Source organism: Candidatus Poriferisodalis sp., from assembly GCF_965208485.1.
Lineage (GTDB): Bacteria > Actinomycetota > Acidimicrobiia > Acidimicrobiales > Poriferisodalaceae > Poriferisodalis.
This window is the reverse complement of record NZ_OZ242344.1, coordinates 3266928-3293871: the sequence shown is the minus strand read 5'-3', so window position 1 is coordinate 3293871 and position 26944 is coordinate 3266928. Positions and strand designations below refer to the sequence as shown.

Sequence of the window (26944 nt, the reverse complement as noted above, 5' to 3'; positions counted from 1 at the left end):
CGAGTGACAAGCGGCAGTGAGCCGCACTGCTGGCTTGCGTCCCCGAGGCACTAGGAGACTGCTGATTTGTTGGCGGTGATTTCCGCGTGGGGGGTGGGTGGCGCGTGGGACACTGGTGGGGTGCAGGGGTCAGCGGGTCGGGATCGGGTGTTGTTGGACGCGGCGGTGGTGTGCGGGCATCTGTTGGCGCGGGGGTCGGTGTGTGCGTTGTTGGCGGAGCATCGTTGTCGGTTGTTTGCTGACGGGTTGTTCGAGGATCTGTTCGCGAGTGGGCGTGGTCGCCCGTCGGCGCCCGGGGGAGGTGGTGGCCGCGGTGATGGTGCTGCAGGCGTTGGAGGGCCTGTCGGATCGGGCGGCGTGCGCGCGGTTGCAGACTGATGTGGGGTGGAAGGCTGCGGCGGGGCTGGCGCTCACTGATGAGGCGTTCCATCACACGGTGCTGACGTTGTGGCGGAACAGGCTGCGGGCCGGCGGGCGTCCGGATCGGATCTTCGAGGCGGTGCGGGGGCTGATCGCAGCGTCGGGCGCGGTCGCGGGGCGTGAGCGGCGTGTGCTGGATTCCACGGTGCTCGACGACGCGGTCGCCCGTCAGGGCACCGTCACGATGCTGGCGGTCCAGATTCGGCGGGTGCGGCGGCTGGTGGGCGAGTTGGGCGAGGTTCCGGTGCGCGAACGCAATCTGGACCCGGCGGGGCCGGTGGTGGACTGGGCGGACCCTGCGGACATCGAGCGGCTGGTCAGCGAGCTGACAGATGACGCGTTGGATCTGATCGGCGCAGCGGGGGGCCTCGAATTGGACGATGCCCAGGCGGACGCGGTGGGGCTGTTGGGGCTGGTCGCGGGCCAGGACACCGAGCCCGTCGACGGGGAGCCGGGGCGGTGGCGGATCGCCCGGCGGACCGCGAAGGGGCGGGTGATCAGCGTGGTCGATCCCGAGTCGCGGCACACCCACAAGACCGCTCACAGCTACCGGGACGGCTTCAAGGCCCACATCGCAGCCGAGCCCGACACGGGCCTGATCACCGCCGCCGATCTCACTGCCGGCGATGTGGGCGACGCTGATGCGGCGATGGGACTGCTCGACGGCGAGCCGGCGGGCACCGTGGTGCTCGCCGACAGCGCCTATGGCACCGGGGCTCTGCGAGCCGACCTCGCCGGACGCCAGATGGAAGCGGTGATCAAGCCCCCGCCGCTGCGGGTCGCCGTCGAAGGCGGCTACAGCATCGACGACTTCGACATCGACTACGACTGCGACCCCGACAGCGGGCAGTTCTCCGGCACCGTCACCTGCCCCGAGGGCATCACCGTCACGATCAGCGCCGCCGGCACAGCAACCTTCGGGCGGCACTGCCGCCGATGCCCGCAGCGGACGCGCTGCACCACCGCCAACAGCGGACGCCGCGTCAGCATCAACCCCCACCACGGGCTGCTCGCCGCCGCACGGGCACAAGCCCGCACCCCCCAGTTCGAACGCGACTACCGCACCCACCGTCCCATGGCCGAGCGCAGCATCGCCTGGCTCACCCGCCGAGCCCGAAGATGCCCCTACATCGGCGCCGCCAAGAACCGGCACTGGCTGCAGCTGCGCGCAGCAGCAGCGAACCTCCAACGCCTCGCCAGCCTCGGACTCCACCACAACAGCACCCACTGGGCCACCACCAGACCCGCCACCAGACCCGAACCCCGCCCACCACACCACCGAACCCGCCCGGGATCACTCCTCCGACAACTCAGCCGCCCCGACAAGCCGATTGCTCAGCGGACTCCTAGGCGATTCTTCGGCTCGCACCGTCACAGCCGGTGCCGACGGCACCGAGTGCATCGCCGCTTTCAGATCAACAGAGCGGCGACAGCATCCGGTTGCGGCTGAGATGTCAGCTGGCGGCGAGCACGATGACTTCGAACAGAGATTCGTAGCCCGCCAATCCGGGCGGATCGGTGCGCTGGGCAACCCGGAACAGGATGATCTCCGAGGTCAGGCCGCTGTAGTCGGCGATGCGGTCGGCGCACTGAGTCGGCGTTCCCGTGATGGTCATGGTGTCGACCACCTCGTCGGGTACCAAGCCGATCGCCTCGCGAATCTGACCCTCTGGCATGAGCCTCGCAGCAGCATCGGCGAAGTCGGCGAAGCCGAGCTGGCGCAGCTGCGAGTCGTAGTACGGGTGCGGTACAGGGTGGAATAGCCCGCAGATGGTGGTCTTGGTGGCATTGCGCGCCAACTCCTCGTCGTTGTTGACGCTGAGGAAGGAACCCATCAGGAAGCCCACGCTGTCGGAGTCGCGGCCGGCCTCGGTCGCCGCCGTCTGTGCTGCTGGCCGGACGATGTCGCGCATGAATTCGGCCGACGACATCACGCCAACGCCGACACCGTCGGCCACCTCGCCTGCCAGGCGGACCATCTTGGGCCCCGAGGCGGACAGGTAGACGGGGATCGACGGACGGGTCGGCTCCCACGTCGCCCGCCAGCGGATGCGGTGGTGATCGCCTTCGCAGCGCACCGGCTCCCCCGCCCGGCCGGCCACGGCGCTGCGCACGATCTCGATGTAGTCGCGCAGCTTGCCGAGCGGCCGGAAATCGTCGACACCCATGTACCACTCGTTGAAGTGGCGGTTGCCCGTGCCGAGGCCGAGCGTGAACCGGCCGCCGCTCAGCTCGTCGAGATCCCGGGCAGCGATCGCCGTCAGCCACGGCTCCCGGGCATACGCATTGGCGATGTAGGTGCCGACGGTGACCCGCTCGGTAGCAGCTATGACGGCTGCCGCGGAGACGAAGGCGCTGCGTCCGGCCTCCACGGTGTACATCGACTCCATCCCAGCGCCTTCGCCCTCACGGGCCAGCTCCACGAAATCCGCCATCGTGTCCTCGAAGCCCAGCAGCAGGCCCAACCCAGGTCTCGACATTTCCGATTCCTCTCGCAGCGACGTTCAGAAGGTCTTGCCGACGAGGTCGGCGTCGCGGACTGCGCCCATGAGATCGCTCCAGCCGTCGTTGACGCGATGCAGCGCGATCTTGGACTGAAAGCCCGCGAGGCTGAAATACGGCTCCAAGTCATCGGAATGCCACGCATCAGGATCATTGACGATGGCGCTCAGCTCACGCCTGATCGTCTGGGAGGTCAGAGTCTGTATGCCGCTGGAGCGCGCTGCAAGACGATGCTCGGCGCCGACTGGGCAGAACTGGACAGCCCCGGCGCAGTCCAAGCCGATCGCTGTCGAGAGCAACCCGAAGGGTGTGCGCTGCTGTACGTCCTCCCGGTCGTACCAGCGGCTGAGAACGCTGGGGTTGTCAGGCAGAAGCGATTGTGTCCATCGCTGGACTGCCCGGTGTCCGTGAGGCCGCTCCGTGAACGGCATCGCCAGCGACAGCGGGATGGCATCGGGCGCATCCATGTAGGTGCTGTCGTACCTGAGAACCAGATGTCCCCGGGAGTCGCTGCTCAGGTGCGCCGCCACGCTGCCGTTCATGAGGACCGTGAGGTCCGGCAGGTGATTCATGGTGCCGGAGACTCCGCGAACCTCAGAGAGAGTCCCAGCGCCCTGGCAAGGCGCATGATGTTGGCGAGCTCGGCACCGGTGTGCCCGCGCTCGAGCCGTCCGAGCCAACGTCGCGATACGCCGGCCTGTGCGGCCAGTGCGGCTTGGGTCAACTCTGCTGCCTCGCGCAGCCGACGGACTTCGATACCGAACTGGCCGACTGTCTGGATGTTCCTGAACGATCGCGACGACATGGCGAGATCATAACGGATGGAACAGAAATGTTCCATCCGTTGTTAGGCACTGTTCTGTGCTATCAATGTCATGAGACCGTGCTGTCTCAACCGACAATGCTGCCACGAGGGCAGCCGTTCATCAGGCGATGTGGTCCACCCCGAACAGAGCGTCGCCCTGCAATGGCCACCGGGCCCGCGCCATCCCGGCATCCAAGGTAACCAGCGTTGCACCGAGCACGGCGGCCAGCGCAACGAAGGCGGCATCGTACGCAGTGAGGTTGTGGCGCAGCCGCCAGATCAGCGGCAGCAGCATCTCGTGGCTGTAGCGGACGGCGTCTAGATCGGCGAGTGCTTCGAGAGCCTCCGTGCCCCGGCGATCGGAGATCTCGCCCTCTGCGGCATATCGGCGCACGACATGGGCGACCTCGACGTCAACAAGTGCGGGAGCGTGAATGGACTCGGCCTGCGACAGTCGCTGCGCGACGGCATCGGCGAGCGGCAGGCCCAAGAGCCACTCGACTGCTGCCGACGAGTCGAGGACAATCACCTGCTGTCGCGCTCGGCTCGAACCGCTTCCCAAGCAGGCATCGACACATCCGAGCGTTCCAAGCGCGCCACCCGCTCGATGAGTTCGCGACGGGTGGGGCGCTCGGCTGCGCGGCGCAACTCCTCCAGTGCGTACTCCGACAGCGACTGGCCTTCGAGGGCCGCTCGCGCCTTGAGCCGCCGGTGCAGTTGATCGGGCACATTGCGTATCTGCAACGAAGTCATGCAAAGAGCATAGATACATGCAATATGGGTGTATGACAACCCGACATCAACAACCTCGGTCGCAACGCTGCCCGGCGGCTGCGCCGCCCAACGTTGCGCTTCGTCGAGGCGAAGATCTGATCGAGCATCTAGCTGCCCGCGGTGAGGCTGTCCCCTCATCAATCTTCTCATCGACCGCCCAGAATCGCCTCGAGATCCTGGGCATAGGCGAGGAGGCGGACTACGTCGACGTGATCGCGGCGCTCGAAGTAGAACCAGCCGCACGGATACCCTGCCAGCCGACGGGATCGCAGGCCATCGACACCGCACAACTCGCCGATTCGCAACGAGCCGGCGCCTGGCATGCGCTCGATCTCTCCCAAAGTTGCGATCGATGTATCGAAGAAGCGTCGGCCGAGATCGTCGCCGCCCTCAGATCGGTAGTACTCGCTGCGTTCGACCAAGTCGACCTCAGCGAGCGGGCGTAGCCGTACCTCGCTCACACCGTTCGTTCGAACGCGCTTGCGCGGAGTTCATCGACTACTTCCGAGGTCAGCACCCGACCCTCACCCGACTCGATCCCCTCTGCGATCAGCTGGCGGAACCGGCGCGCTGCCTCAGCTTGCTGATCGCGCCGGATGAGATCGCGCAGGTACTCGCTGGTGTTGCCGTACTCGCCGCCTCGGACCCGCTCGTCGATGTAGCTCCGCATCGAGGGGGGAAGAGCAAAGCTCATGGTGTTGCGGCTCACATCACCAGTCTGCATAGGTTGACAACGGTTGTCAACCTGCGCTCGCCACTGCTGGGCGGTGCGCCGTGTGCCACTGGGTGGTCTCCCGCGCGAGCGGGGTCAGCTTCGCCGTAACGCCGCGGGATTGGCGGGAAGATCGTCAAAGGCGCCGGCGGGGCGTGTGCGGCGGTACTCCTCGCCGATGGGACGCAAGTCGGCAGGGCTGGCCCCGTGCAGGATGACGCCGTCGCACCCCAGAACGAAGGATGCCGTGCTCAACCGCTTCGACGACTACCCGATCCACCAGACGCCTCAGCCCATCGACGTGGAGTACTGCCTGTTCCGCGGTCTTGACCTCAGATGCGAGGAATGGTGAGGTCAGCAACTTCGACTGCATGACCCGCGAAGGGGAGATCTCCCGATTCCCGGTGCCGCAGTCCTACAGCGACGAGCGGGACACCGCCGAAGGGTTTGCCTGCCTGGACGGAGAAGCCATGCGGCCATACGAAGTCGCGTTGCTGCCGACAGTGAGCGGCGTGAGAGATCCCGCGTTCGATGTCGAACCTTGATGTCTTTGTGCACGGCCGCTTCGCCGGTTCGATCGCCGGAGGGTCAGGGCGGCAAGCGACATTCGAGTACGACGATGCCTACCTTCGTGGGCTCAGGACACCGCTGTCGCTGAGCATCCCCCCGTTGCGTCGCCCCCATGAGGTGGGCATGTGGGTCGACGGGCTGCTGCCCGACAACGCCCAGGTTCGAGATGTCTGGGCAACTAGGAACCATGCCTCGAGCACGAGACCGATTGACTTGCTGGCGACCGACATCGGCGCTGACTGCGCCGGCGCTGTTCAATTCTTCCCAGCTGGCGCAGGAACCCCTCAGCGCAGCAGCGGAGTCCAGGCGCTGACAGACCGAGACATCGCTGACTGGATTCGCCGAGCCCGGCGAGACTGGTCGACATGGGGTGGCGAAGGGAACCTCGGTCAGTTCAGCTTGGGCGGCGCGCAGGCCAAGTGCGCACTGCACTTCGACGGGCGCCAATGGGGGCTTCCCTGCGGTGACACCCCGACGACGCACATCCTCAAGCCTGGGCTGGACGACTACGAGGATGCCGAGATCGTCGAGCACATCTGCATGGCCGCGGCCCGACATCTCGGCCTCGCAGCAGCCGAGAAGGACTACACACTGCGCAAGTCAAGCCGGCCCTCCGCGTGGGAGCGAACAGCGCGATCACTGGGAATCGACCCTGACGAGACTGCCGACCGAGCCATGAGCCTGCTCCAGAGCACCCCCGCAGCGATCAGCGACATGATCGACGCGCTTGACCCGAGGGACCGCACATCCTCGGTGCTGCCGCAACTTCATCGTCAATCGCAGATTCGGTCTGCGGATGTGCGTCGAGAATTCCAACTCAACCGGAAGCCCGCCACCAAGTCACAGCAGGCCACGGCGGCCCAGGCCACTGTCCGAGTCGTGTTATGCGGCGCTTCAACAGCCACAGGCAGCTGCCAAAGACGACTCGTTCACCAGCCCTGCCCGCTGCATTCTGGAAGCCCCGGAAGCAGGGCGATCCTCGAACGCCAGCCACCAAGTGCCGCCCGAGAAGCGTGGCGCGAGGCAGCGAGCCAAGAGCAGGACCGCTGAGCGCCACACATAGTCCTCACGCACGGGGAGCACGTCTCGTCGCGGAGGTCGCGTGAGGACTCGTCGAGCGCTTCGAGCGCGAGTTCGCGGTCGCCGACGCGGCAGATGCCGCGCAGGGTCTCCTTGGCGTGCCATGCGTCGCGGACCTCGCCTCGTGGGTCGCCGGCGGCGAGCAGGCCGCGCGGTTTCGCCGTGCCGCGCTCGGTGATGCGCTCGGCGGCTTTGACCAGCAGCCGCCGCATCCGATACAGCGGGTCGTGGGTGGTGCCTCGCCCGACGTAGGCGCTCGCATTAGGCAGCAGGCGATAGCGTCGGCGGCTTATGGCATCAGCACCCCCTATGAACATCAACACCGATGCGATCTGGCGTGTCACGCTCGATACGTCCAAGGGCCGCATCGTCATGGACCTCGATCCGGGACTCGCCCCGGTGACGGTGAACAACTTCGTGAACCTGGCCCAGGACGGCTACTACACGGGACTCACCTTCCATCGGGTAGTGCCCGGTTTCGTCATCCAGGGAGGCTGCCCGGAAGGCTCGGGGCGCGGGGGACCGGGGTACCGCTTTGCTGACGAGCCGGTGAAGGGGGAGTACACGCTGGGGGCGGTCGCGATGGCCAATGCCGGATCGGACACCAACGGCAGCCAGTTCTTCATCTGCATCGACGACTGCCGCCAGAAGCTGCAGCCCGCCTACAACCTGTTCGGTTACGTGATCGAGGGGATGGATGTGGCGCTCGCCATCTCGGTCGGCGACACAATGGACACAGTGACCGTCGAAGAGGTTCCTCAGAACTAGCGCGAGTACTGTGGCGAATCGGAATGAACGAATCGGAATGAACGAGGAGGAACCGGATGAATGACGCCGAATCAGATGCGACGGTGCTGTACGAGGCTGACGACGGTGTAGCGGTCATCACGCTGAACCGTCCTGAGCGCCTGAACGCTTGGACTGGCGAACTGGGAACCGGCTATTTCGACGCCTTGGATCGAGCTGCTGCCGATCCTGACGTCCGCGCCATTGTGGTGACCGGAGCGGGCCGCGGATTCTGCGCCGGCGCCGACATGGACAGACTGCAGGGGATCAGCAGCGGGCAGGGCGAAGGCGCCGACAGCGTTCCGCCCCGGCTGCGCAACGAGCGCCATGACTACGCCCTGTCCATTCCCAAGCCGGTCGTGGCTGCGATCAACGGGGCATGCGCGGGGCTGGGTTTCGTGCACGCCATGATGTGCGATGTCCGGTTCGCCGCTCAGGGCGCCAAATTCACGAGTGCATTCGTGCGTCGGGGCCTCATCGCAGAGCATGGCGTCTCGTGGATGCTGCCCCGTGTCGTCGGACCGTCGAATGCCCTTGACATCCTCATGTCAGGCCGTGTCTTCCTGGCCGAAGAGGCCAAGGAGATGGGCGTGGTCAGCAAGGTCTTCCCGCTTGATGAGTTGGTCGACGAGGCGATCAGCTATGCACGCGACCTTGGGCGCTTCAGTGCTCCGTGGTCTATGGCTCAGATCAAGAGTCAAGTGTGGAGCCAACTGGACATGGAGCGCACCGATGCCTTGGAGGAGTCCAACGCGCTCATGCGGGAGTCGCTGCGGCGGCCTGACTTCAAGGAAGGCGTCCAGAGCTTCGTGGAGCAGCGCGATCCCAATTTCGAGTCCGTCTCGACTGGGTCTGATTCGACCGGCTCTGACTGAACTGGGGGCTGACCGACGCCCTGACTCAAGAGTTCTGGCGTCGGCCGGGGCGGTGAGACGGAAGTGAACGACACACTCGTCGCGTTCGCCGTGCTGGCATGGCTGGCGTACTTGGCCAGTCGCCTGCTGGCACGACATCACCTGCCTGAACTGGTCGCCTTCCTCATCGTCGGCGCGCTGCTGGGGCCCTCGGGGCCGCCGTTCATGCAGCTCATTGACGAGCCGTCGCTCATAGCGCTGCGACCTGTCACCGAGGTCGCGCTGGCCGTGCTCATGTTCGTCATCGGCGAACGGGTGTCGGTGCGCGCGCTGAGGGCTGCGCGGTGGACGCTGACGACCGGGATTGCCCAGTACGTGCTGAGCGCGGTCGCGGTGTTCTGGGTCACCAGCAGGCTCGGGGCAGACCGCCCGGTGGCGCTGGTCCTCGGCGCGCTCGCGGGAGCAGGCGCCCCGATGACGATCGCTCACATCGTCACGTCGGTGCGTGCCCGCGGCAGCTATCCCACGGGCATCGTTGGCACGCATGCAGTGTCGGACGCGCTCGCGACCACAACGTTCGCGGCGGTGCTCCCGATCGCGCTGCTGCTCTCCGACGAAGCCGCCGATATCGGCGGGGCGCTGGTGAACTTCGTCCAACTCGGCATCGGCGGCACCGTACTGGGGCTGATGCTCGGCTGGTTCGTCTCGCGGCTGGGGTTCCAGATAGAGACTTCAGGCGAACTCCTGCTGTTCGTGCTCGTGCACATCGTCATCGCTTGGACTATTGCCGGATTCGTCGAGATCTCGCTGCCGCTGGCGGCCTTGGTCGCGGGCGCCACGGCAGCGACCGTGTCGCCACAGTCGTTCTCGGTGCGTTTGTTCCGTACGATCAAGACAATCGAGCAGCCGCTCTACCTGCTGTTCTTCGCGTTGGCGGGCGCCTCCATCCACCTCTCCGATGTGCCCAAGGTCGGACTGGTCGGCGTCGCTTACATCGTCGTACGAGTGGCAGCAAAGATCATGGGTGGCCTCGCCGGAGGTCTCACCGGAGGACTCGGCTGGCGGCGGTCGTTCTGGCTGGGCGTCAACCTGACCCCGCAGGCGGGCGTGGCCGTCGGCCTCGCCGTGCTCGCATCGGAGCGTCTCAGTGACGTAGGTTCCGACGCCGGCGTCGAGGCGGCCACTGTGGTGCTCGGCGCCGTGGTGCTCTTCGAGCTCATCGGTCCGCTCCTTGTGGCTCGGGACTTGCGCAGTTGGTCCTCAGAAGAGGGTTCCGACGCCGCAGCGCATGAGGAGTTCGAGCTTCCGGCTCGGGTGCTGGTCGCTGCCCCGGTCCCTGTGGACCTGCCCGAGTGGCTGATCGACCAGACCGCTCGCTGGCGCTCGTCGTTGGTCGTGCTGATGCCGGGAGAGCGAGACGAACCCCATGCCGCCAAGATCGGTGAGCGTTGCGGCAGCCGCGATGTGGACTTCGAGTTTCGGTCGCTGCGCAGCGAGAGCTTCACCGCTGCGGTGGTGCGTTCGCGCGGCCAGCACCAAGCGGACCTGGTCGTGCTGTTCGCGCCGCGCCCGCCCGGCGGCGCCTCCCGGCTGGTGCTCCTGCCGTCGGAACGGATCGCGCGCCAGCTCCCAGTCCCGGTGCTCACCTTCCCGCTGAGTCCGACAGAGTCCGACCAGCTGCCACGGCCTCGCCGGTTGCCGTGGCAGAGCCCAGGCCGAGGCGAGTGAGCCAGCGAGCCGATATCCCGGCGGGTGCAGATGCCCCCGACGCCGGCGAATCGCTGGTCGCCGCAGCACGAGAGATAGCTACCGATGCCGGAGCGCTCACGCTGCGCTGGTTCGGCCGACGGGATCTGGGAGTCACTTGGAAGCGGGACGGGACGGAGGTCACCGAGGCGGACCGGGCGGCTGAACGGCTCGCCCGTGAGCGCATAGCCAAGGAGTTTCCCGGAGATGCAGTCTTCGGCGAGGAAGAAGGCGGCGCCATCCGCCCCGGCGGTCGCACGTGGATCGTCGACCCGATCGACGGGACTCGCGGTTTCGTCCGGGGCGTGCCGCTCTTCGCAACGCTGGTTGCGTTGGTCGACGCTCACGGACCGCTGGTCGGCGTGATCGACCTGCCCGTGCTCGGGCTGACGCTCGCCGCCGGGCGGGGTACCGGTTGCTGGCTCGGAGAGCATCGCTGCTCGGTCAGCGACCATCCCGAGCTCAACGGCGCGCTGATCAACACCTCCAGTTACGAGACGTTTGCGCCCGATCAATTCGCAGGGCTTCGGGCTGAGGGCGCGATGATGCGCACATGGGGAGATGCGTACGGGTATTTCCTGGTCGCCACCGGTCAGGCTGAGGCCATGATCGACCCGGTTTGCGAGACGTGGGATCTGGCGCCGATGCCGGTGATCATGTCGGAAGCCGGCGGAGTCTTCACCGATTTTGCCGGTCGGCTCGACTACCGCAGCCGCAACGGGATTGCCTCCAATGGAGTCATCCATGACGCAGTCGCCGAGGTGATGGGCGCCGGCCCGAGGATCCGCGGTGACGGGTGAGGCCCGCCGTCGGGCTGAGTTCGAGTTGCCTGAACGCGACCGGATGCCGCGTTGGGTGCCACGAGCGATTGGGCTGGCCTTGCTCGGCGTCGTGGGGCTGGTCACGGCGGCGTGGCTGCTCGACCGGCTGCGCAGTCTCCTTGTGGTGCTGCTGGTGTCCCTGTTCTTGTCGTTCGCGATGGAACCAGCCGTCAACTGGCTGGCACGCCGAGGCTGGAAGCGCGGTCTTGGCACGGCAGCCGTCTTCTGTGCTTTCGGAGCAGTGGCTGTGGGATTTGCGGCTGCCATGGCATCCGTCTTGGCAGACCAGATCTCCAAGCTGATCGACGCTGCGCCCGGCTATCTGGCCGACATCGAGCAGTGGGCAGACGAGCAGTTCGGCATCCAGATCAGCACTGATGACCTGAGAGCCCAATTCACCGAAGGCGGCAGAGCGGCGTCACTGCTCGGCGATGTAGCCGGCAACCTGGTGTCTGTCGGCTCGACGGTGGTGAGTGTGGCCATTCAGATGCTTACCGCCGCGTTGTTCACGTTCTACTTGGTGGCCGATGGCCCACGCCTGAGGCGCTTGCTGTGCTCGGCGTTGGCGCCGGCCCGCCAAGCTGCGGTCCTTCGGGGCTGGGAGTTGGCCATCGACAAGACCGGCGGCTACATCTATTCGCGCGCTCTGCTCGCGATCGCGGCGTTCCTGGTTCATTGGGCTGCGTTTGCGATCATCGGTATGCCGTTCCCGTTGCCGCTCGCCATGTGGGTCGGCGTGCTCTCGCAGTTCGTGCCGGTTGTCGGTACCTACTTGGCGGGCTTGCTGCCTCTGCTCATTGCATTGCTCGACGAGCCGATCAGCGCCCTGTGGGTTGCTGTCGTTGTGCTCGCATACCAGCAGGTCGAGAACTACCTGCTCGCTCCCCGGGTCACCGCCCACACGATGAACATCCATCCCGCCGTCGCCTTCGGCTCGGTCCTCGTGGGCGCTGCCCTGCTGGGCTCGGCTGGCGCATTGCTGGCTGTGCCGGCGACCGCGACTATCCAAGCTTTTGTGTCTACTTACATCAAGCGCCACGAACTCATCGAATCAGAGATGTTCGAGACTCACAGGGACGAGCCGGACGGCGTCGATGGAAGCGATGGGGCGACGACAGTTGAAGCAGGCGAGTCTGCAGGCGCAGAAGCGGACCCGGCCGCAGGTCTCGGGTCGTCGTCTGTCGAGTGATGACGATCCTCGTCGATGACGCTCGATGGCCGTGGCGAGAACGACGCTGGGCGCACCTCGTCTCCGACGAGAGCTATGAGGAGCTGCACCGGTTCGCTGCGTCGATCGGCAAGCGACGGACGGCATTCCAAGGCGACCACTACGACGTCGACGAAGCCGAACGGGAGCTCGCTCTCGCAGCAGGCGCCGTCGCAGTCGACAGCCGCGAGCTTGTGGCCCGTCTGCGCGCAGCCGGCTTGCGCCAGCAGAGCGCCCGACAGGCAGATGATCGTTTGTCTGATGCCGGGACCTGATGGGGTTCAGAACACCTCGAGGTGTTCCATCACAGCGTCGATGAAGCCGAAGTTCTTCGGCGTCGCGAAGTGATCGCAGCCACGCAGTTCGGTGTAGGCGCCCTCGGCCAGTGCGTCGAGCAGCGGGTCGGCCGGGCCGGCGAAGTCCTCGGTTCCGAGCACCACCCGCACGGGGTGGGTGATGCGTGCGAACTGGGCAGATCCCAGCGGCGCGTGCTCGCGCCGCATGAACGCGGCCAGCGCGAGTCCGTCTTGGTCGGGCTCGGCTGCGTAGCGGGCGAAGGTCTGCGCGTGGACGTCATCGTCAGGGGCCTCGCCTGACACTCCCCGGGCTATGCGCTCTGCCTGGGAGTCATCGCGCTCGAACAGGTTGCGGCCGACGCCCGAGACCACCAGACGGCCGAATCGTTCCGGCGCCATCGACGCCATGACCAGCAGCGTGCGAGACCCCATCGAGAAGCCCACGCCGTCGACGGTCTGATCACCCACCTCCGAGACCAGCCGCTCGACCAGCTTTGCCTCCATGCCCGCGTAGTCGTCTGGGTCGTGAGACTTGGGTGCGGAGCCGTGGCCCGGCAAATCCCAGGCGATGACCTCGCGCCCGCCATCTGCCAGCAGATCCATGATGCCGGTGGGCTGCCAGGTGCTCGCCACCGAGCCGGTGAAGCCGTGAAGCAGAAGCACAGGGTTTGCCATGGCGCGAAGTCTGCCAGAACTGGGAATGACTGATAGGGGTACTGTTTCGGCGCTCGGGCGCTGTGCCGACGGAATGTCCCAGCGGCGAGTACGAGCGCCCCCAATGCACGGGACCACAGACGTGAGACGCGAGCCATGAACACGACGACTGCACCCCCCATACGCATCGCCAACTGCAGCGGTTTCTTCGGGGATCGGCTCTCTGCCGCCCGCGAGATGGTCACCGGCGGTCCGATCGATGCCCTCACGGGCGACTGGCTCGCCGAGCTGACGATGCTGATCCTGTCGCGCATCGCAGCGAAGCGGCCCGGCGCCGGTTACGCCCGCACGTTCGTCGCGCAGATGGAAGAGGTGATGGGCACCTGCTTGGACCGAGGCATCAAAGTCGTCTCCAATGCCGGGGGTCTCCACCCGGAGGGCTGCGCCGATGCCGTGTCCGATGTCGCGGATCGGCTGGGCCTGAGTCCGTCGATCGCGTATGTGGACGGCGACGATCTGACCGACCGGCTGGCCGAGTTGATCGAATCGGGCAACGACTTCGAGCATCTCGACACCGGTGAGCCCCTCGGGGAGCTGGCCGACCGCATCGTGACGGCGAACGCGTACATCGGCTGCTGGGGGATCGTCGAGGCTCTCAACCAGGGCGCCGACATTGTCATCACCGGCCGGGCGACCGATGCGGCCGTCGTGGCCGGTCCCGCAGCGTGGCACCACGGCTGGGCTCGCGACGACTGGGATGCGCTGGCCGGCGCGATCGTCGCAGGCCACGTCATCGAATGCGGCGGGCAGGCCACCGGGGGCAACTACAGCTTCTTCACCGAGATTGCCGACATGACCTATCCGGGATTCCCCTGGGCCGAAGTCGCAGCCGACGGCTCGAGTGTGATCGGCAAGCACGCCGGCACCGGCGGGGAGGTGTCGGTTGGCACCGTCACCTCGCAGTTGCTGTATGAGATCCAGAGTGAGCGGTACCTCAACCCCGATGTGGTGAGCCGCTTCGACACCATCGAGCTCTCTCAGCTCGGACCCGACCGCGTGCTCATCAGCGGCGTCCGGGGCGAGCCGGCCCCGCCCACCCTCAAGGTGGCAATGAACTACCAAGGCGGGTACCGCAATCAGATCTCGATCGGGCTGACCGGGCTCGACATCGAGGCCAAGGCCGAACTGATCGAGCGGCAGTTCTGGCAGGCGTGCCCGTACGGTCCGGACGACTACGAGACCGTGGTGCGCAAGTTCCTGCCCACGCACAAGAAGGATCCCGCCACCAACGAGGAAGCGGTTGCCGTCTACAAGATCATCGTGAAGGACCCTGACGAACGCAAAGTCGGCCGGGCGTTCTCCAACGCCGGCACAGAAATCGGACTGTGCTCTATCCCGGGAATGTTCGGCACGGGTGGCGGACCGGGTCCGGGCCAGCCGTTCGGCGTGTATTGGCCGGCACTTGTCGACGCCGAGCTGATCCCGATGAATGTCGTGGTGGACGGCCGGCGCACGGTGGTGGACAGCACGCCGCCCGAGGTTTCGGTCGCCCAAGCTGGGCCCGATCGGGTTGGGGCGGCAGCGCCTGAACGGCTGGAGCCGCCGGGCGGTCCGGTGAGCGCCGTACCGCTCGGCACGCTGTTCGGCACCCGCTCGGGCGACAAGGGACCCAACGCCAATCTCGGCATTTTCGCCCGATCGGCCGAGGCCTTCTGGTGGCTGTCTGATTTTCTGACCGTCGAGCGCCTTGCGTCCTTGATGGGAGAGGCGTCCGCCCACAAGGTGGACCGCTACGACCTGCCCAACATCTGGAGCCTCAACTTCATCTTCCACGGTCTGCTGGAGGAGGGCGTGGCGGCGTCCACCCGTCAGGACCCCCAGGCCAAGGCACTGGGGGAGTACCTGCGAGCCAAGGTCGTCGAGATCCCGGTCGCCCTGCTGGACTGAGCCAGCCTGCGCAGCCCGCAGCGCTCGACGCTGCTTGACGCTGGGGCGGGCGTGCTGCTCGCTGTCGCTAGCGGCCCCGCAGGTCTTGGAGGGCCATCCGCGGCCCGTGGCGGGGCGGCGCCCCGGCCGACTTGGCCAGTGCCTGCACCCGGGCACGCTGACCTCGATACGGCTCGAGCAGTTCCAGCATGCGGTCGTCGTCGCCTCGCCGTTCGCCGGCCAGGTGCCATGTGACGTAGCTGGGGATCTGGTAATCGTCGACGATGACCGAGTCGGGGTCGCCGTGGCAGAGCAGCACGATGATCGACGCGGTCCACGGGCCGATGCCCCGGACGGTCTGCAGACGCTCGCGAGCCGCCTGGGGTGAATGCCGGGCCACGCTCTCCAGCGTCACTGCGCGCCGAGCGAACGCGATGATCGCCTCGGCACGGTGGCGCTCGATATCGAAACGATGAAACTCGTGGTATGCCAGCGAGGCCATCAGATCGGCCGTCGGCGGCAGCCGCAGCACCTCGGGTGCGGGACCTGGCGGCTTGCGACCCCAGCGCCGCAGGATTCCCTGCCACGAGTTTCGGGCGTTCAGCCCCGGCACCTTCTGGCCGCAGACGGTCGGGACGACGTGCTCCCAAACCGTGCCGGTGGCGGTCAGCCTGCGTGTGGGCCAGCGGCGCACCCATCGGGCCACGACGGCGTCGCGGGGGACGAGTGCCGCAGGGTCGTCGAGGCTGCCGAGCAGTGCCGGCACGCTGGCCGCCGCCTCCGCTGCGCCGGGTCCCCATCCCGTCACCTCGGCGCTGTGCCCGCTGCGGTTGATGCGCAGCGTGGCCTCGCCGGCAGGTGTGTCCTGAGTGCGCCAGATGTCCGGGCCGGCATACAGCACGGGACCCAGCGCGCCCTTGCCGCCGACTCGCCCCAGCGCCTTGCCGGCGTCCAGCGAGTGGTCGAACTCGATGCGCTGCCGGAAATCGGGCGATCGAGCCACGGTTTCGCCCTGCGCTTCTCGCTCTAGCTCGCTTCGCTCGCGGGCCGCTCTGGCCCGGGGCTCAGCCTGGTGGCCGTGACAGTGCCGGATCGCATCGGCGCTAGGCGATCGGCTCCGCGATCACCGGGTTCGCGAGCGTGCCGATGCCCTCGATCGTGATCGCCACCTCGTCGCCGTCGCGCAGCAAGCTGGGAGGATCGGTGAACGCTCCCACGCCCGCCGGCGTCCCTGTGGCGATGATCGTGCCCGGGTCCAGCGTGAACGCCGTGGACAGGTGCTCCACGATCTCGTAGCAGTCGAAGATGAGGTCGTCGGTGTTGGCGTCCTGGCGCACATCGCCGCTCACCTCGGTGACCAGGCGGCACGAGTGCGGGTCGATCGAGTCGCTGGTGACCATCCATGGGCCGCACGGGCCGTGTGTGTCCCATGACTTGCCCATGGTCATGGTGGGGCTGCGTCGCTGCCAGTCGCGCACGCTGACGTCGTTCATGATCGTGTAGCCGGCGATGTAGTCCGCAGCCTCTGAGGCAGGCACGGCACGAGCAGTGCGGCCGATGATGACGGCCAGCTCGCCCTCGTAATCCACCATGTCAGGCGCCGCTGCGGGCAGGTGAATGGGATCGCCCGGCCCCACGATGCAGTTGTGGTGCTTGTTGAAGATGATGGGCACTTTCGGGGGCTCGCGGCCGCCCTCGGCCGCATGGGCGCGGTAGTTGAGACCGACGGCGAGGATCGCAGGCGGACGCCCCACCGGGGACAGCAGGTCTGCTTCGTCGAACGCCGTCACCCCGCTGCTCGCCATGGCTTCGACTGCGCCTGCCACGTCGCCGTCACACGCTGCGAGCAGCGACGGCAGATCGGTGTGGTCGCATTCGAGTGTCGCAATTCCCTCGTCGGTCACGACGGCCAGAGCGGGCTGGCCGTCCACAAGATGTCTTCCAATGCGCATGCGCCGACGCTACAGCGGAGGCGCTCATCGGTCGTGGCGGCCGCAGCGCCGACGCTGCAGCGGGGCGCACATTGACAGCGGTGACAGCGGTGACAGCGGCGCCAAGGCAGCGATCTTGCGGTCCCGGCATTGTGCGAAGCGCGTAACAGTGACACTCTGGCGCGTCATGGCTCGCCATGACGCCGGGAGCGAAACCCCCGGCGTGCTCGACTCAGTGCTCGACCCGGTCACGGGTCTGCCCGATGTGCGCGTGTTCGCGATCCTGCTCGACCGCAAGCTGGCGTTGGCACGGCGGGCCCTGCAGCCGCTCTCGATCGTCTTCTTCGAGGTGGACGGGTGGACCCAGCTCAGCGGCACCCAAGCACGCGTCGCCCAGCGGCTTGCAGCACGGCTGGTTCGGGGCACGCTGCGCGAGTCCGACAGCGTCTGCTACTGCACTGAGGGGATCCTGGCCGCCATCCTCGACGACACGCCGCACAGCGGCGCCGTGTGGGCTGCTGACCGGGTGCGGCGCGAGGTGGCCGCCCGCTCGTACCACACCGGCGTGACGCTCTCGATGGGCGTGGCCAGCTATCCCACGCACGCGCTGGAAGCCGCAGACCTGCGCGACCGTGCGCATGCGGCGTTGTTCGTAGCCCGGTCGCTGGGTCCGTCCCGTCTCGAAGTCGCCGATTCCCGGGTCTGACGCCTCGCCGCTGTGCCCTGCTGCTCGCGGCAATGTCGATCACAGGGCTCATGTCGGCGCTCGACAGCTCTCGGCCAACGAGACGTTGGCCTCCTCCGTGGTGCCCCGAAGAGCCTGCGCTACAGCGGCGCGTACCTTGGCGGTCGGCGCGCTTCCACGGGGAAACTCAGGGGGAATGAAGTTGACGGTGACGATTCTTGACGTGTCGACCGTGCGGCTGAGCGCGAGCATCTCGTCGAGACGGTCGAGCGGAATGTCGGTGTGTACGTGCTTGGAGACGGTGTCGGAGAGCGCCGGATACTTCAGGAGCATCTCCAACGGAGAGTTCTGATCGATCAAGGCTTCGACCACGCATCGCTGCCTGGTCATGCGGTGATAGTCCGAGCTGCCCCTGCGAGACCTCACATAGCCGAGGGCGGTCAGGCCGTCGAAGTGGTGCTCACCGGGCTCGACGACGATATCGATAGGCGACCCTCCCTCAGTTATCGGCCTGATGCGATCGTTGATCGCCTCGGTGACGTAGACGTCAATGCCGCCGAACAGGTCGATGGCCTTGACGAGTCCTTGCATGTCGATGAGCACGTAGTACTGGATCGGCAAGCCGGTCAACTCGGCAAGAGCGGACTTGATCGCGTGGCCAGCCGGATCCTCGACATCGGGAAACAGCTCAGGAGACCTCTGCCCGAGGCCGTGGATCTCATTCGCGATCTCCGGATATCCGTCGGGCCAGCGCAGGGCCGCAGGTGTTCCGTCGGGGAAGGTGAGGTGCCGCCAGTTGCGAGGGACGTTGAATGCAGCCGCTGCGCCGGTGTCCGCGTCGATGGAGACGACGATGATGGTGTCGGTTCGCACGCCGGTACGGTCAAATCCTCCGTCGCCGCCGAGCAGGGCGACGGTGAGGCGCTCGGCGCCATCCCATGTCTGCGGCAGTGCTTCAGTCGTCGGAACTGAGTCTGGACTCGGCGCTGGCGTCGGCGCCGACGGTGCTGCGGGAGTGGGTACCGCAGCCTCCGAGACGGTGACCCTCACCACGGGACTTGGTGTGACTGCCCGCGTCTCGGCTGCAGCAAAGACCCGCGTCAGCAAACGGAGCTGTGCCGAGGCGTACTGAATGACCAAGGCGTGAGGCACGAGGACGATCGCGGACAGCGCGGCAATCCTGACCACCGACCAGAGCCGGAGGACGCCTTGGTCTTTCAGCAATCGCATCTTCGACACAGTCATGTAGACGTCGACCGCAACGGCGACGCGGAGCAGGAGCAGCACCACGGCACCGATGATGACGAGCCGGAGCCGCGTCGGACTCACGCTCCAGATCAGCAGCGTCGTCGCACTGCGCGTGGACACGTACGCCACCGCTGCCGTCATCGCAGCGACCGACGTGATGATGAGCGCATAGGCGCGACGGTTGTTGTACCCGAAGTGACCGAAGCCTGGCAGGACGGCCGAAAGCGCCGCTGCGGTCAGCGGGTGTCGTCCCCGGACCTCTCGCCGCGGGTTAACCATCGGGCCTTACCGTCTCAGCCTCAGTGTCTCAGCGGCCATTGGTAGACCAGTGCCACGGTTCGAGGACGAAGTTGTACATGCCATAGCGGTGGGCGTTGGCCGACAGCCATGTGAAGCAGGAGACTCCTGGACGCAGAGCGATGCCGTTGACGCCGCAGGTGAAGTCGACGGCGCGTCCGCTCTCATGCATCGACGATCTCGGTCTGGCGACAGGCGGCGAGCACTTGTTTGACTCCATGAGCGACAACTGCAGCCAGTACCGCTCCGAGCTGGCCGGGGGCAGCGGGCAGTACTGGCGACGCAACCGGATCTGAGTGAGCGTGGATCGCCAGCCCCAGCCCTTGAGCACGATGCCGTCAGCAGACGCTGCGTCGAGCAGTGCTCGCAGCGAGTCAGCAAGGCAAGGCGCCACTCTGAATCCTCTGACGATGACGGTCTCCGAGAACGGGAGCACCCGTGGCAGATGATCGCAGGCCCGGTACGGCGTCAGCGCAGGCGCGCCCTCAGGCAGCGGCGATCTCGGTACCGATCTGAGCGAGCCTGCGGTCATCCGGTCAAGCGTGTCGGCGATGCCCGTTGCTGCCGTGGCGGACAGGGCCTCCACGAGGTGCCGCTCCCAGAAGGGCCACGCGGGCGCCTCGACGCCGAGTCGGACGTACCGCTCCGACAGCGCTGCAGCAGCGCGGCAACCTCTCACGGACGCGTTTCGGGTGACCGACCGCAGTTCGACGACGCTGTCGGATCGGTGCCATTCGCCATAGCTGATGCGGGTGATCTCCGGAATGTCAGCGGTGACCGCCGCCACGACCCACAGCGCGGTCACGCCGCACGGGTGCTGGTGCGACGCAGTGCGCAGCCGCATGACAGCGGCGCTGTTGCGTGCCGCCTCGGCAAGCATGGGGTGGACCCCGGCCGGCCTCCACGCATCGATCTCGAACGCGACATTGAGAAAGTCGAACGCATTCACGGCAGTGCCGCGGGTTCGGCTGTCCGCTTGCAGTTCGGTGGCGCCGTCGGACGCGGGATCGAAGCGCGGAACCAGCTGAGGCTGCATTCTTGGGCACCTTTGCGGCTCAGGGCCGACAGGACAGCCCGCGTCGTGTGCCAGCAAGTGCATCACATGCTGCTGCCACGCGTCTGCTGCGCTGAGTCGACGGCGGCTGGCAAGACTGACCAAGCGAGACAGCGCCGAATCGCCGGATTCCTCGTTGCGGCGCGGCGGCGGTGCATAGTGCACTGACAGACCGTTGAGATTCGGCTCATGCCTGAGTTCTGTGGCCCAGTACGCCACGCCGATGTCGAGGGTCGCGCGCCGGATTGCTTCACGGGTTGCGTCGTGGCTGAACGACGCCCCGACGCGGGGCGTCACAGCACGTGAGTCGTTGAGCGGCAGGTCGCCGGGATAGGACAGGGTCCGAACGCTCGAACCTCGATCCGGGCCGGTGGCAGCGCCTGCCGGCAGCGACGCAAGCGCGGTGAGAACGGCGAGCGCCGCAGCTGCCACTCGCCCAGTTGTTCGTCGAGTGGATCTGCGGCCCACAGATGCAAGCTAGTGCCGCGTCAGCAAACGTTTGCGCGGTTGCTGGCGCCGTCGCTTCGCCTGCGAGCAGGCCCTCCAGCGATCCCCGCCACAGCGAAGGTTGCTTGACACGGCACTAGTTGGCTGGTTTCAAGGGTTAGCGGTCGTAGGCGACGAGTGAGCGCGCGGGGCCGGGCTGGTGGGTTGTCTGGTTGTGCCAGATGGCGGTAGTGAGGGCGAGGATTCGGGTGGGGATGCGCTCGGCGGCGCCGGGCGGGGTGCGTCCGCGGTGGCGTTCGAGGCTGAGGTGGGTTTTGAGGGTGTTGTCGACTGATTCGATGGTCTGGCGATTCGATGGTCTGGCGCAGCGGGGCGGAGGAGTCGACGAGAACACCCGCGAATTCGACTTCGACGAAGGCGCCGGCTTCGCCCCCGACTGACCGAACGTGCCCCCGGACATGAGAGGCCGTGGCGTTCCCTGCCATTTCGACGAGGCCTGCGGCGAACCGGCTGGTCGCGCGGTGCTCGAAGCAGCGGCTGGTCGCTTGGGCAGAAGCGGACGCGGTGATGCCCGAGGGGCTGGTCGTCGTCGCCGGAGTTCGGAATGCGGCGGGGTTCAGGATGCGGGCACGGTTGCGGTGGTCTCGGCGATCCGGTCGTGGCCGTCGTCGTCGGCGAATGCTGTGTCGGCGAACACAGTCGAGCCGTCGACGGTGTCGGGGTCGTCGACGCGGACTGCGGCGACGCGCACCGTGTAGTCGACGCGGGCGTCGAGTCCGGTGATCGTGTAGGTCAGGGGTGAACTCGAGAGCTTTCTGCAGGTCCTCCCTGCCGATGACATGGGAGGCGGACTCCACGACGGCTTCCCCGAGATCCGAGAATGGCGCAGCGCACGGACCCCAGCGGACGCGGTAGCCGGTGACCGGGGCGATGCTGAACGACGGCGGCAGCCCGCCCGCGCAGCCAGCCGCCCGCAGGAACCCGCTGCGTGGCAACCAACTGAGTCGAGACTGCACAGCCTGGCTAGCCGCTGGGACCAGTGAAGCAACGCGATAGCCCGCGGAACTGAACCCGCGAATGACTGATTCGGCATCGGCGTCGGACCCGGTTTGCGTGTCCTTGTCGGAGATGTCTGCGATGTAGGCGACGAGGCCGTGCGACCGCCGTTCGAGCGGCGATCAGTGCTCTGTGAGATCACGCAGCCGACGTCACGCAAGGGACGGTCTCGTTGAGGGCGCTGCAGCCGGTACTACGATCCTGCGGAGTGCGACGCACCATCGGCAGTGAACTCCGCGCAGCGTCTGCCGCGTCGGATCCGTCTATCCGCAACGACATCGAGCTGAGACGCCCGCCTGACGCCCCGAGACGCCGACACCGGTCGTGGGTGACACTCGGATCGGTGCTCGCGCTCGGCGTGGGGATCGGCTGGTTCGGTGCAGCACAGTGGGGACCGCTGCCGGCGCCCGCTGAGCAGTCCCAGCTCGCCACCGTCGCCGATGTCGAGCTGGCGCCAGCCGCTCAGCCGGAGGTGTTGCCGAGCGCGCGCCCGCAACGCCACGACATCGCCATGGAGCCCGAGCAGCTGCCAGCCGCTCAGCCGGAGGTGTTGTCGAGCGCGCGCCTGCCGGAGCGGATGCAGCGCGACGGCATGTACCTGGTGGGCACCGACGTGACACCTGGCCGCTATGTCGCAACCGGGACCGGTTCCGCCTGCTACTACGCGACGGTCAGCGATCTCAGCGGTGCGCTCGATGCTGTGATCACGACCCACTTCGGAGACGCGTGGGGCAGGCGAGTCGAACTCGACGAGGGCGAGTACTTCGAGACCGATGCCTGCGGTTCCTGGCTGTTGGAATCCCCTCGTTGAACGCAGCGTCGCCAGAGCATGTACTCCCTTGTTCGTACTTCCCCTGCCGGAATCACCTACACCCTTGCGACGACCACGCAGGTGGAGCGCGCAACGACACCGGGCGTCGGCGTCTGACATCGGCACTGCGGCGTCCTTGGTGGCGGCCGGGCAAGCACATGCGGTCCTGTACTCCGGCGCAGGCAGGCTGGGCGATGCCACCGCTGCGGAGGTCGCGCAACGCCAGCCTGAGCGGGTGCTGCTGGTCGGCGGCGCCCGCACGTTGCATCCGGCGATCGAAGACGAGATCGTTCGGATCGCGCCCGCTTCGTTCGTGACGCGTGTGGCGGGGGACGATGCCATCAGCACCCAAGCCGACGCAGCGCGACGCGTGCCCTCCTGGCTGGTCTCTGCGCTGGTGATCGCTCACGGATGGATGCCGGGCGAGATCGGCATCGCCGCTTCATTGGTCGACATCGCGCCGTTGCAGCGGCGGCGGACTCCCCCTGAGAACCTCTGAGGCTGAAGGCGGCGAGTGCAGTGCGACCCGTACGCTTTCGCATCGTGCGCTGGCCGTCGCGGGCTTCGAAGTGGTCGATCGTCAGCGCGGCGGCGGCGATTTTGGTTGCAGTGATCGCTGCAGCAGTCGCTGTCGTGTCCGGGGATCCGCGTGATGCTCCTGTCTCGACGCCACCGGTGACAACTGACGGGCCGGCCGCCACCCAGGGACCGGCAGTCGTACCGACCACTGAGGCCGCCACGCCGACTGGGGTAAGTTCTGGCGAACTGCGGCTTCGCATCGCCAGGCTTGCCGCAGAGTTGGCGGGCACTCCCGTCGTGGTGCGTACTGAGGTCGGGGAAGCGCGCCTGACGATGGCCGACCTCGGCATCGCGCTTGACATCGGCGCCACCTTCGACGCCGTCAAGCGGCGGCGGTCTGCGGACGCTGACGCCGAGAGCGCGTCGATGCCGGGATGGTCCGCGCTGCCGACGGATCCGCAGTTTTCCGAACGCTGGTACCGTGTCGAGCGGTCGGCGGCTCACGCTGTGCTCGGCAGCGCCTTTGAGCTGGAGCTGACCGCGACGCCGCCGTCGGTCATCGTCGTCGACAGCACCCTTGCTGTCTCGCTGGGTGAGCCCGGCGGGGCTGTCGACGCAGACGCTGTCGTGGATGAGGTTCTCGAGGGCATTGCCGCCTCGCTCAGCCGGATGGAGATCGAGGCAGACATCGAAAGAGCCGAACTCCCTGCCAGCGCAACCGAACTCGGGCAGGCGACAGACGAGGCCCAGGAGCGATACGGGCGCAGTCTCGTCGTGTCTTACCAAGACGAGTCCCGCGAACTGACGCTCGAGACGATTGCGGACTGGCTGATCCTGGATTACGAGGCATCGCCCCCGGTCGTCACCCTGGATGAGTCGGCAGTCGTTCGCTACCTCGAAGAGATCTTCGCGGCGCAGTCTGCCCCGTTCGCTGCGGCGGAGATGGAAGTGGTGGATGGCGTGCCGAGAGCGATGGCGAATGACGGCGGCGCGGCGTGCTGCGCGGACACGGCGGGAGCGATGGTCGTCGAGGCGTTGGCGTCTCGTGTCGAGAGTCCGGTCGCATTGCCGTCACGTCCGGCAGTGAGCCGCGAGGCTCAGGCGTACTTGGAGTCGCTCGGGATGGTCGAGCTCGTGGCGACGTTCACGACCGGGCATGCGTGCTGCGAGTCCCGCGTGACCAACATCCAGCGCTTCGCTGACCTGATGCGCGGCGTTGTGGTCGGGCCGGGCCGGAGTCTGTCGCTGAACGGACATGTCGGCCGCCGCACCGAGGCGAAGGGATTCGTGGAAGGCGGCTTCATCGAGCACGGCGTCGTCATCGACGACATCGGTGGCGGGGTGTCGCAGTTCGCCACGACGATCTTCAATGCCCTCATTCGGGCAGGCATGACCATCGACGAGTACCAGATGCATTCGCTGTATCTCAGCCGCTACCCCTATGGACTCGATCCGACGATCTCCTATCCCAAGCCCGATCTGCGCTTCACCAACCCCACGCCCCATGGCGTGTTGATCTGGCCGTCCTACACCGACACCTCGATCACCGTGGACCTGTACTCGACCAGCAACGTCGAGGTGACGATCTCAGAGTCCGAGGAGGAAATGCGGGACTTCTGCCGACGCGTCCGGACAGAGGTGACGCGTGCATTCGCAGGCGGTCAGGTCGAACTGGACACGTTCTGGGCGCGGTACCGGCCCGAGCAAGGACGCAATTGCGATGGCGCCCGCTCAGTGCCCAGACAGTGCATCGATCCGTTGCTCGCGTCGTCACCGCCCGGGCAAGACGGTCGGCTGCCGGTCGGTATGCCGAAGCCGACCGACGATGCCGAGGCGGAGGTGGAGGTGGAGGTGGTCGACGATGGCAGCGAGCGCGCCGACGGCACCATCGTGGAGTGCCCGCCGCTCGAATGCACCGAAAAGCCCGGAGAACGCGACACCGGCGAGCCTCGCTATCCCGACGACCCCTGCCTTGGGGTCGACCTCGAAGCTCTCGCTCGACAAGACGAGTCACCCGACGGCGAGGCTGGTTCCGGCAGTGAGGCACCGGACAGCGACGAATCCGAGATCTCCGGAGACTCACAGGACGAGTTGCCTGACGACGATGATGCCAACGCAGACGGCTCAGCGAGCTGATCAGTAGCCGGCGGCTGAACCGGTCAAGGCTCGTGGATCGGCGGCGCCGGCGAGCACGCCGTCGTGGACTTCGATGAGGTGGGCGTGCCCGAAGGAGTTGTCGTGCGCTCCGTCGGCGCCCGCGCGGTGGCCTCGCTGTCCCAGATCGGCAAGCGCGTCCGCCGTGGCCCAAGCGGCGTGTCCCTCGATGCGCAGCTCCAGGTTCGCGGGGTCAGCCCATGTGTCGAAGCCGGTTCCGGCGGCCGCCCCCCAGCGCCAGCGTCCCGCGCCGATGGCCTGCGCGGGCTCTTCGCCGAGGGCGAGCGAGCGGGCGAGCACCTGCAGCAGGACTTGGGGCTGGGCGTCGCCGCCCATCGTGCCCACCACCGCACCCAGGGTGCCGTCGGTTCGCTGGACGAGTGCCGGCGCCAGCGTGTGCGGCGGTCGGCGGCCAGGTCCGTACTCGGCCGGATGACTCTCGTCGAGGCTGAACCCGATGCCGCGGTTGTGCAGGCTGATCCGGTGCGTCGGGGTCCACAGCCCCACGCCCCAGCCCGACGCGTTCGATTGGATGAGCGAGACGCCCATGCGTCCGGCGTCGACTGCCGCCAGATACATCGTGTCGCCGGTGCTGATTCCCGCGCCGAGCGGCGAAGCGGCATCCGGCGAGATCGCCGACCGGCGCGCCGCCAGCCGGCCGGGCGAGATCAGCGCGTCGCCGTCTGCGCTGTCGTGCAGGACTTCGGGTCGGTCCCACCCTGCCTGCTTGGCGGCCTCGGCCAGCAGGTGAGCGAACAGCGGCTCGTCGGGATCGGCAGGCAGGTCCAGGCCGTCGGCAATCCATGCACCGGCCAGGGTCAGGTAACCCTGCGAGTTGGGAGGAACCGTCCAGATCGTGTGGCCCCACGCCGAGGCGCACAGCGGCGTCACCCAGTCCGCCTGCGAGCGAGCCAAGTCGCCGGCGCTGTACTCGCCGCAGCCCAGCTCGATGAGGTCGCGCCCGAAGTCGCCTTCGTAGTAGGCCTCCCGCCCGCCGTCGATGATCTCCCGCAAGGCGGTTGCTGCTCCGGGGCGCCGGATGAGGTCGCCTGGCCGGCTCGGGGCCGGATAGTCCCCGGAGTTGGCGGCGCCTTCGAGCAACGACGTGGCTGCGGCCCCGTGCGGCGACAGGGGAAAGCCGCCGTCTGCGAGGTCGATGGCGGCGGCCAGCACTTCCGACAGCGGTGCGCGCCCGAACCGTTCGTGCAGGGCCAGCCACCCGTCGACGCATCCCGGCACAGGGACGCTGCGGATGTCGGAACGGAAGCGCATCCGGGTGCGGCCCTCGGCGCGCAGCCTGGAGGCATCGGCACCGCTGCCGGCTCGGCCGCTGGCGTTGAGCGCCGCGGGCGGCTGCCCCGGTGCGTGGTGGACCAGCGCCCACAGGTCGCCTCCCATACCGCACATGTGCTGGGTGGTGACTGCGAGCACGGCGGATGCGGCCACTGCTGCGTCTGCTGCGGCGCCGCCGGCCCGCAGCAGCGTCACCCCGGCGTCGCTCGCAAGATGATCGACACTGCACACCATGCCGCTGCGGGCGTAGCGGGTCGCGAACGGTACCTGCGGGCGGGAGCGGCTCATGGATCGAA

Annotated in this window: 28 protein-coding genes and 2 pseudogenes; 15 read left to right on the top strand and 15 right to left on the bottom strand. The window is 67.2% G+C overall.

Going from position 1 to position 26944, the window contains the following annotated elements:
* Nucleotides 1–120: 120 nt before the first annotated feature.
* Nucleotides 121–1660: pseudogene (locus ACOGXQ_RS15350) on the top strand (IS1182 family transposase); the annotation flags it as partial.
* Nucleotides 1661–1874: 214 nt separating this feature from the next.
* Here ACOGXQ_RS15350 and ACOGXQ_RS15345 read toward each other — a convergent pair.
* The 7 genes from ACOGXQ_RS15345 to ACOGXQ_RS15315 all read right to left on the bottom strand — a co-directional run bounded on the left by ACOGXQ_RS15345 (nucleotide 1875) and on the right by ACOGXQ_RS15315 (nucleotide 5210).
* Nucleotides 1875–2900, bottom strand: coding sequence for an LLM class flavin-dependent oxidoreductase (locus tag ACOGXQ_RS15345; RefSeq protein ID WP_419944491.1), 1026 nt, complete (start codon nucleotides 2898–2900; stop codon nucleotides 1875–1877).
* 24 nt (nucleotides 2901–2924) lie between these two features.
* Nucleotides 2925–3494 (bottom strand): HipA N-terminal domain-containing protein, encoded by a 570-nt coding sequence (locus ACOGXQ_RS15340; protein WP_419944490.1) that lies wholly within the window; start codon nucleotides 3492–3494, stop codon nucleotides 2925–2927.
* Entirely contained in the window at nucleotides 3491–3727 is a 237-nt protein-coding gene (locus ACOGXQ_RS15335) for a helix-turn-helix domain-containing protein (protein ID WP_419944489.1), read from the bottom strand. Before ACOGXQ_RS15335 ends, ACOGXQ_RS15340 begins: the two co-directional genes overlap by 4 nt.
* A 121-nt stretch (nucleotides 3728–3848) precedes the next feature.
* Nucleotides 3849–4256 carry a type II toxin-antitoxin system VapC family toxin gene (locus ACOGXQ_RS15330; RefSeq protein ID WP_419944488.1) on the bottom strand — a complete coding sequence of 136 codons (408 nt, stop codon included), beginning with the start codon at nucleotides 4254–4256 and terminating at the stop codon, nucleotides 3849–3851.
* Nucleotides 4253–4480: a FitA-like ribbon-helix-helix domain-containing protein gene (locus ACOGXQ_RS15325; protein ID WP_419944487.1), complete on the bottom strand. Its 228-nt coding sequence runs from the start codon at nucleotides 4478–4480 to the stop codon at nucleotides 4253–4255. Before ACOGXQ_RS15325 ends, ACOGXQ_RS15330 begins: the two co-directional genes overlap by 4 nt.
* A gap of 167 nt (nucleotides 4481–4647) precedes the next feature.
* Nucleotides 4648–4962, bottom strand: coding sequence for a type II toxin-antitoxin system RelE/ParE family toxin (locus tag ACOGXQ_RS15320; protein ID WP_419944486.1), 315 nt, complete (start codon nucleotides 4960–4962; stop codon nucleotides 4648–4650).
* Entirely contained in the window at nucleotides 4959–5210 is a 252-nt protein-coding gene (locus tag ACOGXQ_RS15315; RefSeq protein WP_419944485.1) for a type II toxin-antitoxin system ParD family antitoxin, read from the bottom strand. Before ACOGXQ_RS15315 ends, ACOGXQ_RS15320 begins: the two co-directional genes overlap by 4 nt.
* Nucleotides 5211–5391: 181 nt before the next feature.
* Here ACOGXQ_RS15315 and ACOGXQ_RS15310 point away from each other — a divergent pair, with 181 nt between their 5' ends.
* The 9 genes from ACOGXQ_RS15310 to ACOGXQ_RS15270 all read left to right on the top strand — a co-directional run bounded on the left by ACOGXQ_RS15310 (nucleotide 5392) and on the right by ACOGXQ_RS15270 (nucleotide 12552).
* A complete protein-coding gene (locus ACOGXQ_RS15310; protein WP_419944484.1) occupies nucleotides 5392–5565 on the top strand; it encodes a hypothetical protein in 174 nt (57 codons plus the stop codon).
* 19 nt (nucleotides 5566–5584) lie between these two features.
* A complete protein-coding gene (locus ACOGXQ_RS15305) occupies nucleotides 5585–5758 on the top strand; it encodes a hypothetical protein (RefSeq protein WP_419944483.1) in 174 nt (57 codons plus the stop codon).
* Nucleotides 5745–6833 (top strand): HipA N-terminal domain-containing protein, encoded by a 1089-nt coding sequence (locus ACOGXQ_RS15300; RefSeq protein ID WP_419944482.1) that lies wholly within the window; start codon nucleotides 5745–5747, stop codon nucleotides 6831–6833. Before ACOGXQ_RS15305 ends, ACOGXQ_RS15300 begins: the two co-directional genes overlap by 14 nt.
* A 321-nt stretch (nucleotides 6834–7154) precedes the next feature.
* Nucleotides 7155–7631, top strand: coding sequence for a peptidylprolyl isomerase (locus ACOGXQ_RS15295; protein ID WP_419944481.1), 477 nt, complete (start codon nucleotides 7155–7157; stop codon nucleotides 7629–7631).
* A 56-nt stretch (nucleotides 7632–7687) separates the two neighbouring features.
* Nucleotides 7688–8524, top strand: coding sequence for an enoyl-CoA hydratase (locus ACOGXQ_RS15290; RefSeq protein WP_419944480.1), 837 nt, complete (start codon nucleotides 7688–7690; stop codon nucleotides 8522–8524).
* 63 nt (nucleotides 8525–8587) lie between these two features.
* Nucleotides 8588–10231 carry a cation:proton antiporter gene (locus ACOGXQ_RS15285; RefSeq protein WP_419944479.1) on the top strand — a complete coding sequence of 548 codons (1644 nt, stop codon included), beginning with the start codon at nucleotides 8588–8590 and terminating at the stop codon, nucleotides 10229–10231.
* Nucleotides 10228–11049: an inositol monophosphatase family protein gene (locus tag ACOGXQ_RS15280; RefSeq protein ID WP_419944478.1), complete on the top strand. Its 822-nt coding sequence runs from the start codon at nucleotides 10228–10230 to the stop codon at nucleotides 11047–11049. Before ACOGXQ_RS15285 ends, ACOGXQ_RS15280 begins: the two co-directional genes overlap by 4 nt.
* Entirely contained in the window at nucleotides 11039–12259 is a 1221-nt protein-coding gene (locus ACOGXQ_RS15275) for an AI-2E family transporter (RefSeq protein WP_419944477.1), read from the top strand. Before ACOGXQ_RS15280 ends, ACOGXQ_RS15275 begins: the two co-directional genes overlap by 11 nt.
* Nucleotides 12259–12552: a DUF4031 domain-containing protein gene (locus ACOGXQ_RS15270; protein WP_419944476.1), complete on the top strand. Its 294-nt coding sequence runs from the start codon at nucleotides 12259–12261 to the stop codon at nucleotides 12550–12552. Before ACOGXQ_RS15275 ends, ACOGXQ_RS15270 begins: the two co-directional genes overlap by 1 nt.
* Nucleotides 12553–12558: 6 nt before the next feature.
* Here ACOGXQ_RS15270 and ACOGXQ_RS15265 read toward each other — a convergent pair whose 3' ends face one another.
* The gene (locus ACOGXQ_RS15265) at nucleotides 12559–13248 is read right to left on the bottom strand and encodes an alpha/beta fold hydrolase (RefSeq protein ID WP_419944475.1); all 690 of its coding nucleotides are present in this window, start codon (nucleotides 13246–13248) and stop codon (nucleotides 12559–12561) included.
* A gap of 135 nt (nucleotides 13249–13383) precedes the next feature.
* On the opposite strand from ACOGXQ_RS15265, the gene ACOGXQ_RS15260 reads away from it, so the two are divergent.
* Complete coding sequence (locus ACOGXQ_RS15260) at nucleotides 13384–15174, top strand: acyclic terpene utilization AtuA family protein (RefSeq protein ID WP_419944474.1); 1791 nt, start codon at nucleotides 13384–13386, stop codon at nucleotides 15172–15174.
* Between the two features lie 67 nt (nucleotides 15175–15241).
* On the opposite strand, the gene ACOGXQ_RS15255 is transcribed toward ACOGXQ_RS15260, so the two are convergent.
* Together ACOGXQ_RS15255 and ACOGXQ_RS15250 are read right to left on the bottom strand one after the other, a co-directional pair.
* Nucleotides 15242–16156: a DNA-3-methyladenine glycosylase family protein gene (locus ACOGXQ_RS15255; protein ID WP_419944473.1), complete on the bottom strand. Its 915-nt coding sequence runs from the start codon at nucleotides 16154–16156 to the stop codon at nucleotides 15242–15244.
* A 100-nt stretch (nucleotides 16157–16256) separates the two neighbouring features.
* Nucleotides 16257–17105 carry a fumarylacetoacetate hydrolase family protein gene (locus ACOGXQ_RS15250; RefSeq protein ID WP_419944472.1) on the bottom strand — a complete coding sequence of 283 codons (849 nt, stop codon included), beginning with the start codon at nucleotides 17103–17105 and terminating at the stop codon, nucleotides 16257–16259.
* 148 nt (nucleotides 17106–17253) lie between these two features.
* Between ACOGXQ_RS15250 and ACOGXQ_RS15245 the strand changes: the two genes are divergently transcribed.
* On the top strand, nucleotides 17254–17790 hold the full coding sequence (locus tag ACOGXQ_RS15245; RefSeq protein WP_419944471.1) for a diguanylate cyclase: 537 nt from the start codon (nucleotides 17254–17256) through the stop codon (nucleotides 17788–17790).
* Between the two features lie 48 nt (nucleotides 17791–17838).
* Here the strand turns inward: ACOGXQ_RS15245 and ACOGXQ_RS15240 are convergent, their stop codons facing one another.
* The 4 genes and pseudogenes from ACOGXQ_RS15240 to ACOGXQ_RS15225 all read right to left on the bottom strand — a co-directional run bounded on the left by ACOGXQ_RS15240 (nucleotide 17839) and on the right by ACOGXQ_RS15225 (nucleotide 21656).
* Nucleotides 17839–19296 (bottom strand): LCP family protein, encoded by a 1458-nt coding sequence (locus ACOGXQ_RS15240; RefSeq protein WP_419944470.1) that lies wholly within the window; start codon nucleotides 19294–19296, stop codon nucleotides 17839–17841.
* A 28-nt stretch (nucleotides 19297–19324) separates the two neighbouring features.
* Nucleotides 19325–20800 carry a D-alanyl-D-alanine carboxypeptidase family protein gene (locus ACOGXQ_RS15235; RefSeq protein ID WP_419944469.1) on the bottom strand — a complete coding sequence of 492 codons (1476 nt, stop codon included), beginning with the start codon at nucleotides 20798–20800 and terminating at the stop codon, nucleotides 19325–19327.
* A gap of 172 nt (nucleotides 20801–20972) precedes the next feature.
* A pseudogene (locus tag ACOGXQ_RS15230) lies at nucleotides 20973–21164 on the bottom strand (IS982 family transposase); the annotation flags it as partial.
* Between the two features lie 267 nt (nucleotides 21165–21431).
* Nucleotides 21432–21656, bottom strand: coding sequence for a hypothetical protein (locus tag ACOGXQ_RS15225; protein ID WP_419944468.1), 225 nt, complete (start codon nucleotides 21654–21656; stop codon nucleotides 21432–21434).
* A 423-nt stretch (nucleotides 21657–22079) separates the two neighbouring features.
* Here ACOGXQ_RS15225 and ACOGXQ_RS15220 point away from each other — a divergent pair, with 423 nt between their 5' ends.
* The 3 genes from ACOGXQ_RS15220 (at nucleotide 22080) to ACOGXQ_RS15210 (ending at nucleotide 25337) form a co-directional block, all read left to right on the top strand.
* Nucleotides 22080–22682 (top strand): hypothetical protein, encoded by a 603-nt coding sequence (locus ACOGXQ_RS15220; protein WP_419944467.1) that lies wholly within the window; start codon nucleotides 22080–22082, stop codon nucleotides 22680–22682.
* A gap of 64 nt (nucleotides 22683–22746) precedes the next feature.
* Entirely contained in the window at nucleotides 22747–23181 is a 435-nt protein-coding gene (locus ACOGXQ_RS15215) for a hypothetical protein (RefSeq protein ID WP_419944466.1), read from the top strand.
* A 20-nt stretch (nucleotides 23182–23201) separates the two neighbouring features.
* Nucleotides 23202–25337 (top strand): VanW family protein, encoded by a 2136-nt coding sequence (locus ACOGXQ_RS15210; RefSeq protein WP_419944465.1) that lies wholly within the window; start codon nucleotides 23202–23204, stop codon nucleotides 25335–25337.
* Here ACOGXQ_RS15210 and ACOGXQ_RS15205 read toward each other — a convergent pair whose 3' ends face one another.
* The gene (locus tag ACOGXQ_RS15205; RefSeq protein ID WP_419944464.1) at nucleotides 25338–26936 is read right to left on the bottom strand and encodes a gamma-glutamyltransferase; all 1599 of its coding nucleotides are present in this window, start codon (nucleotides 26934–26936) and stop codon (nucleotides 25338–25340) included.
* Nucleotides 26937–26944 lie beyond the last annotated feature (8 nt).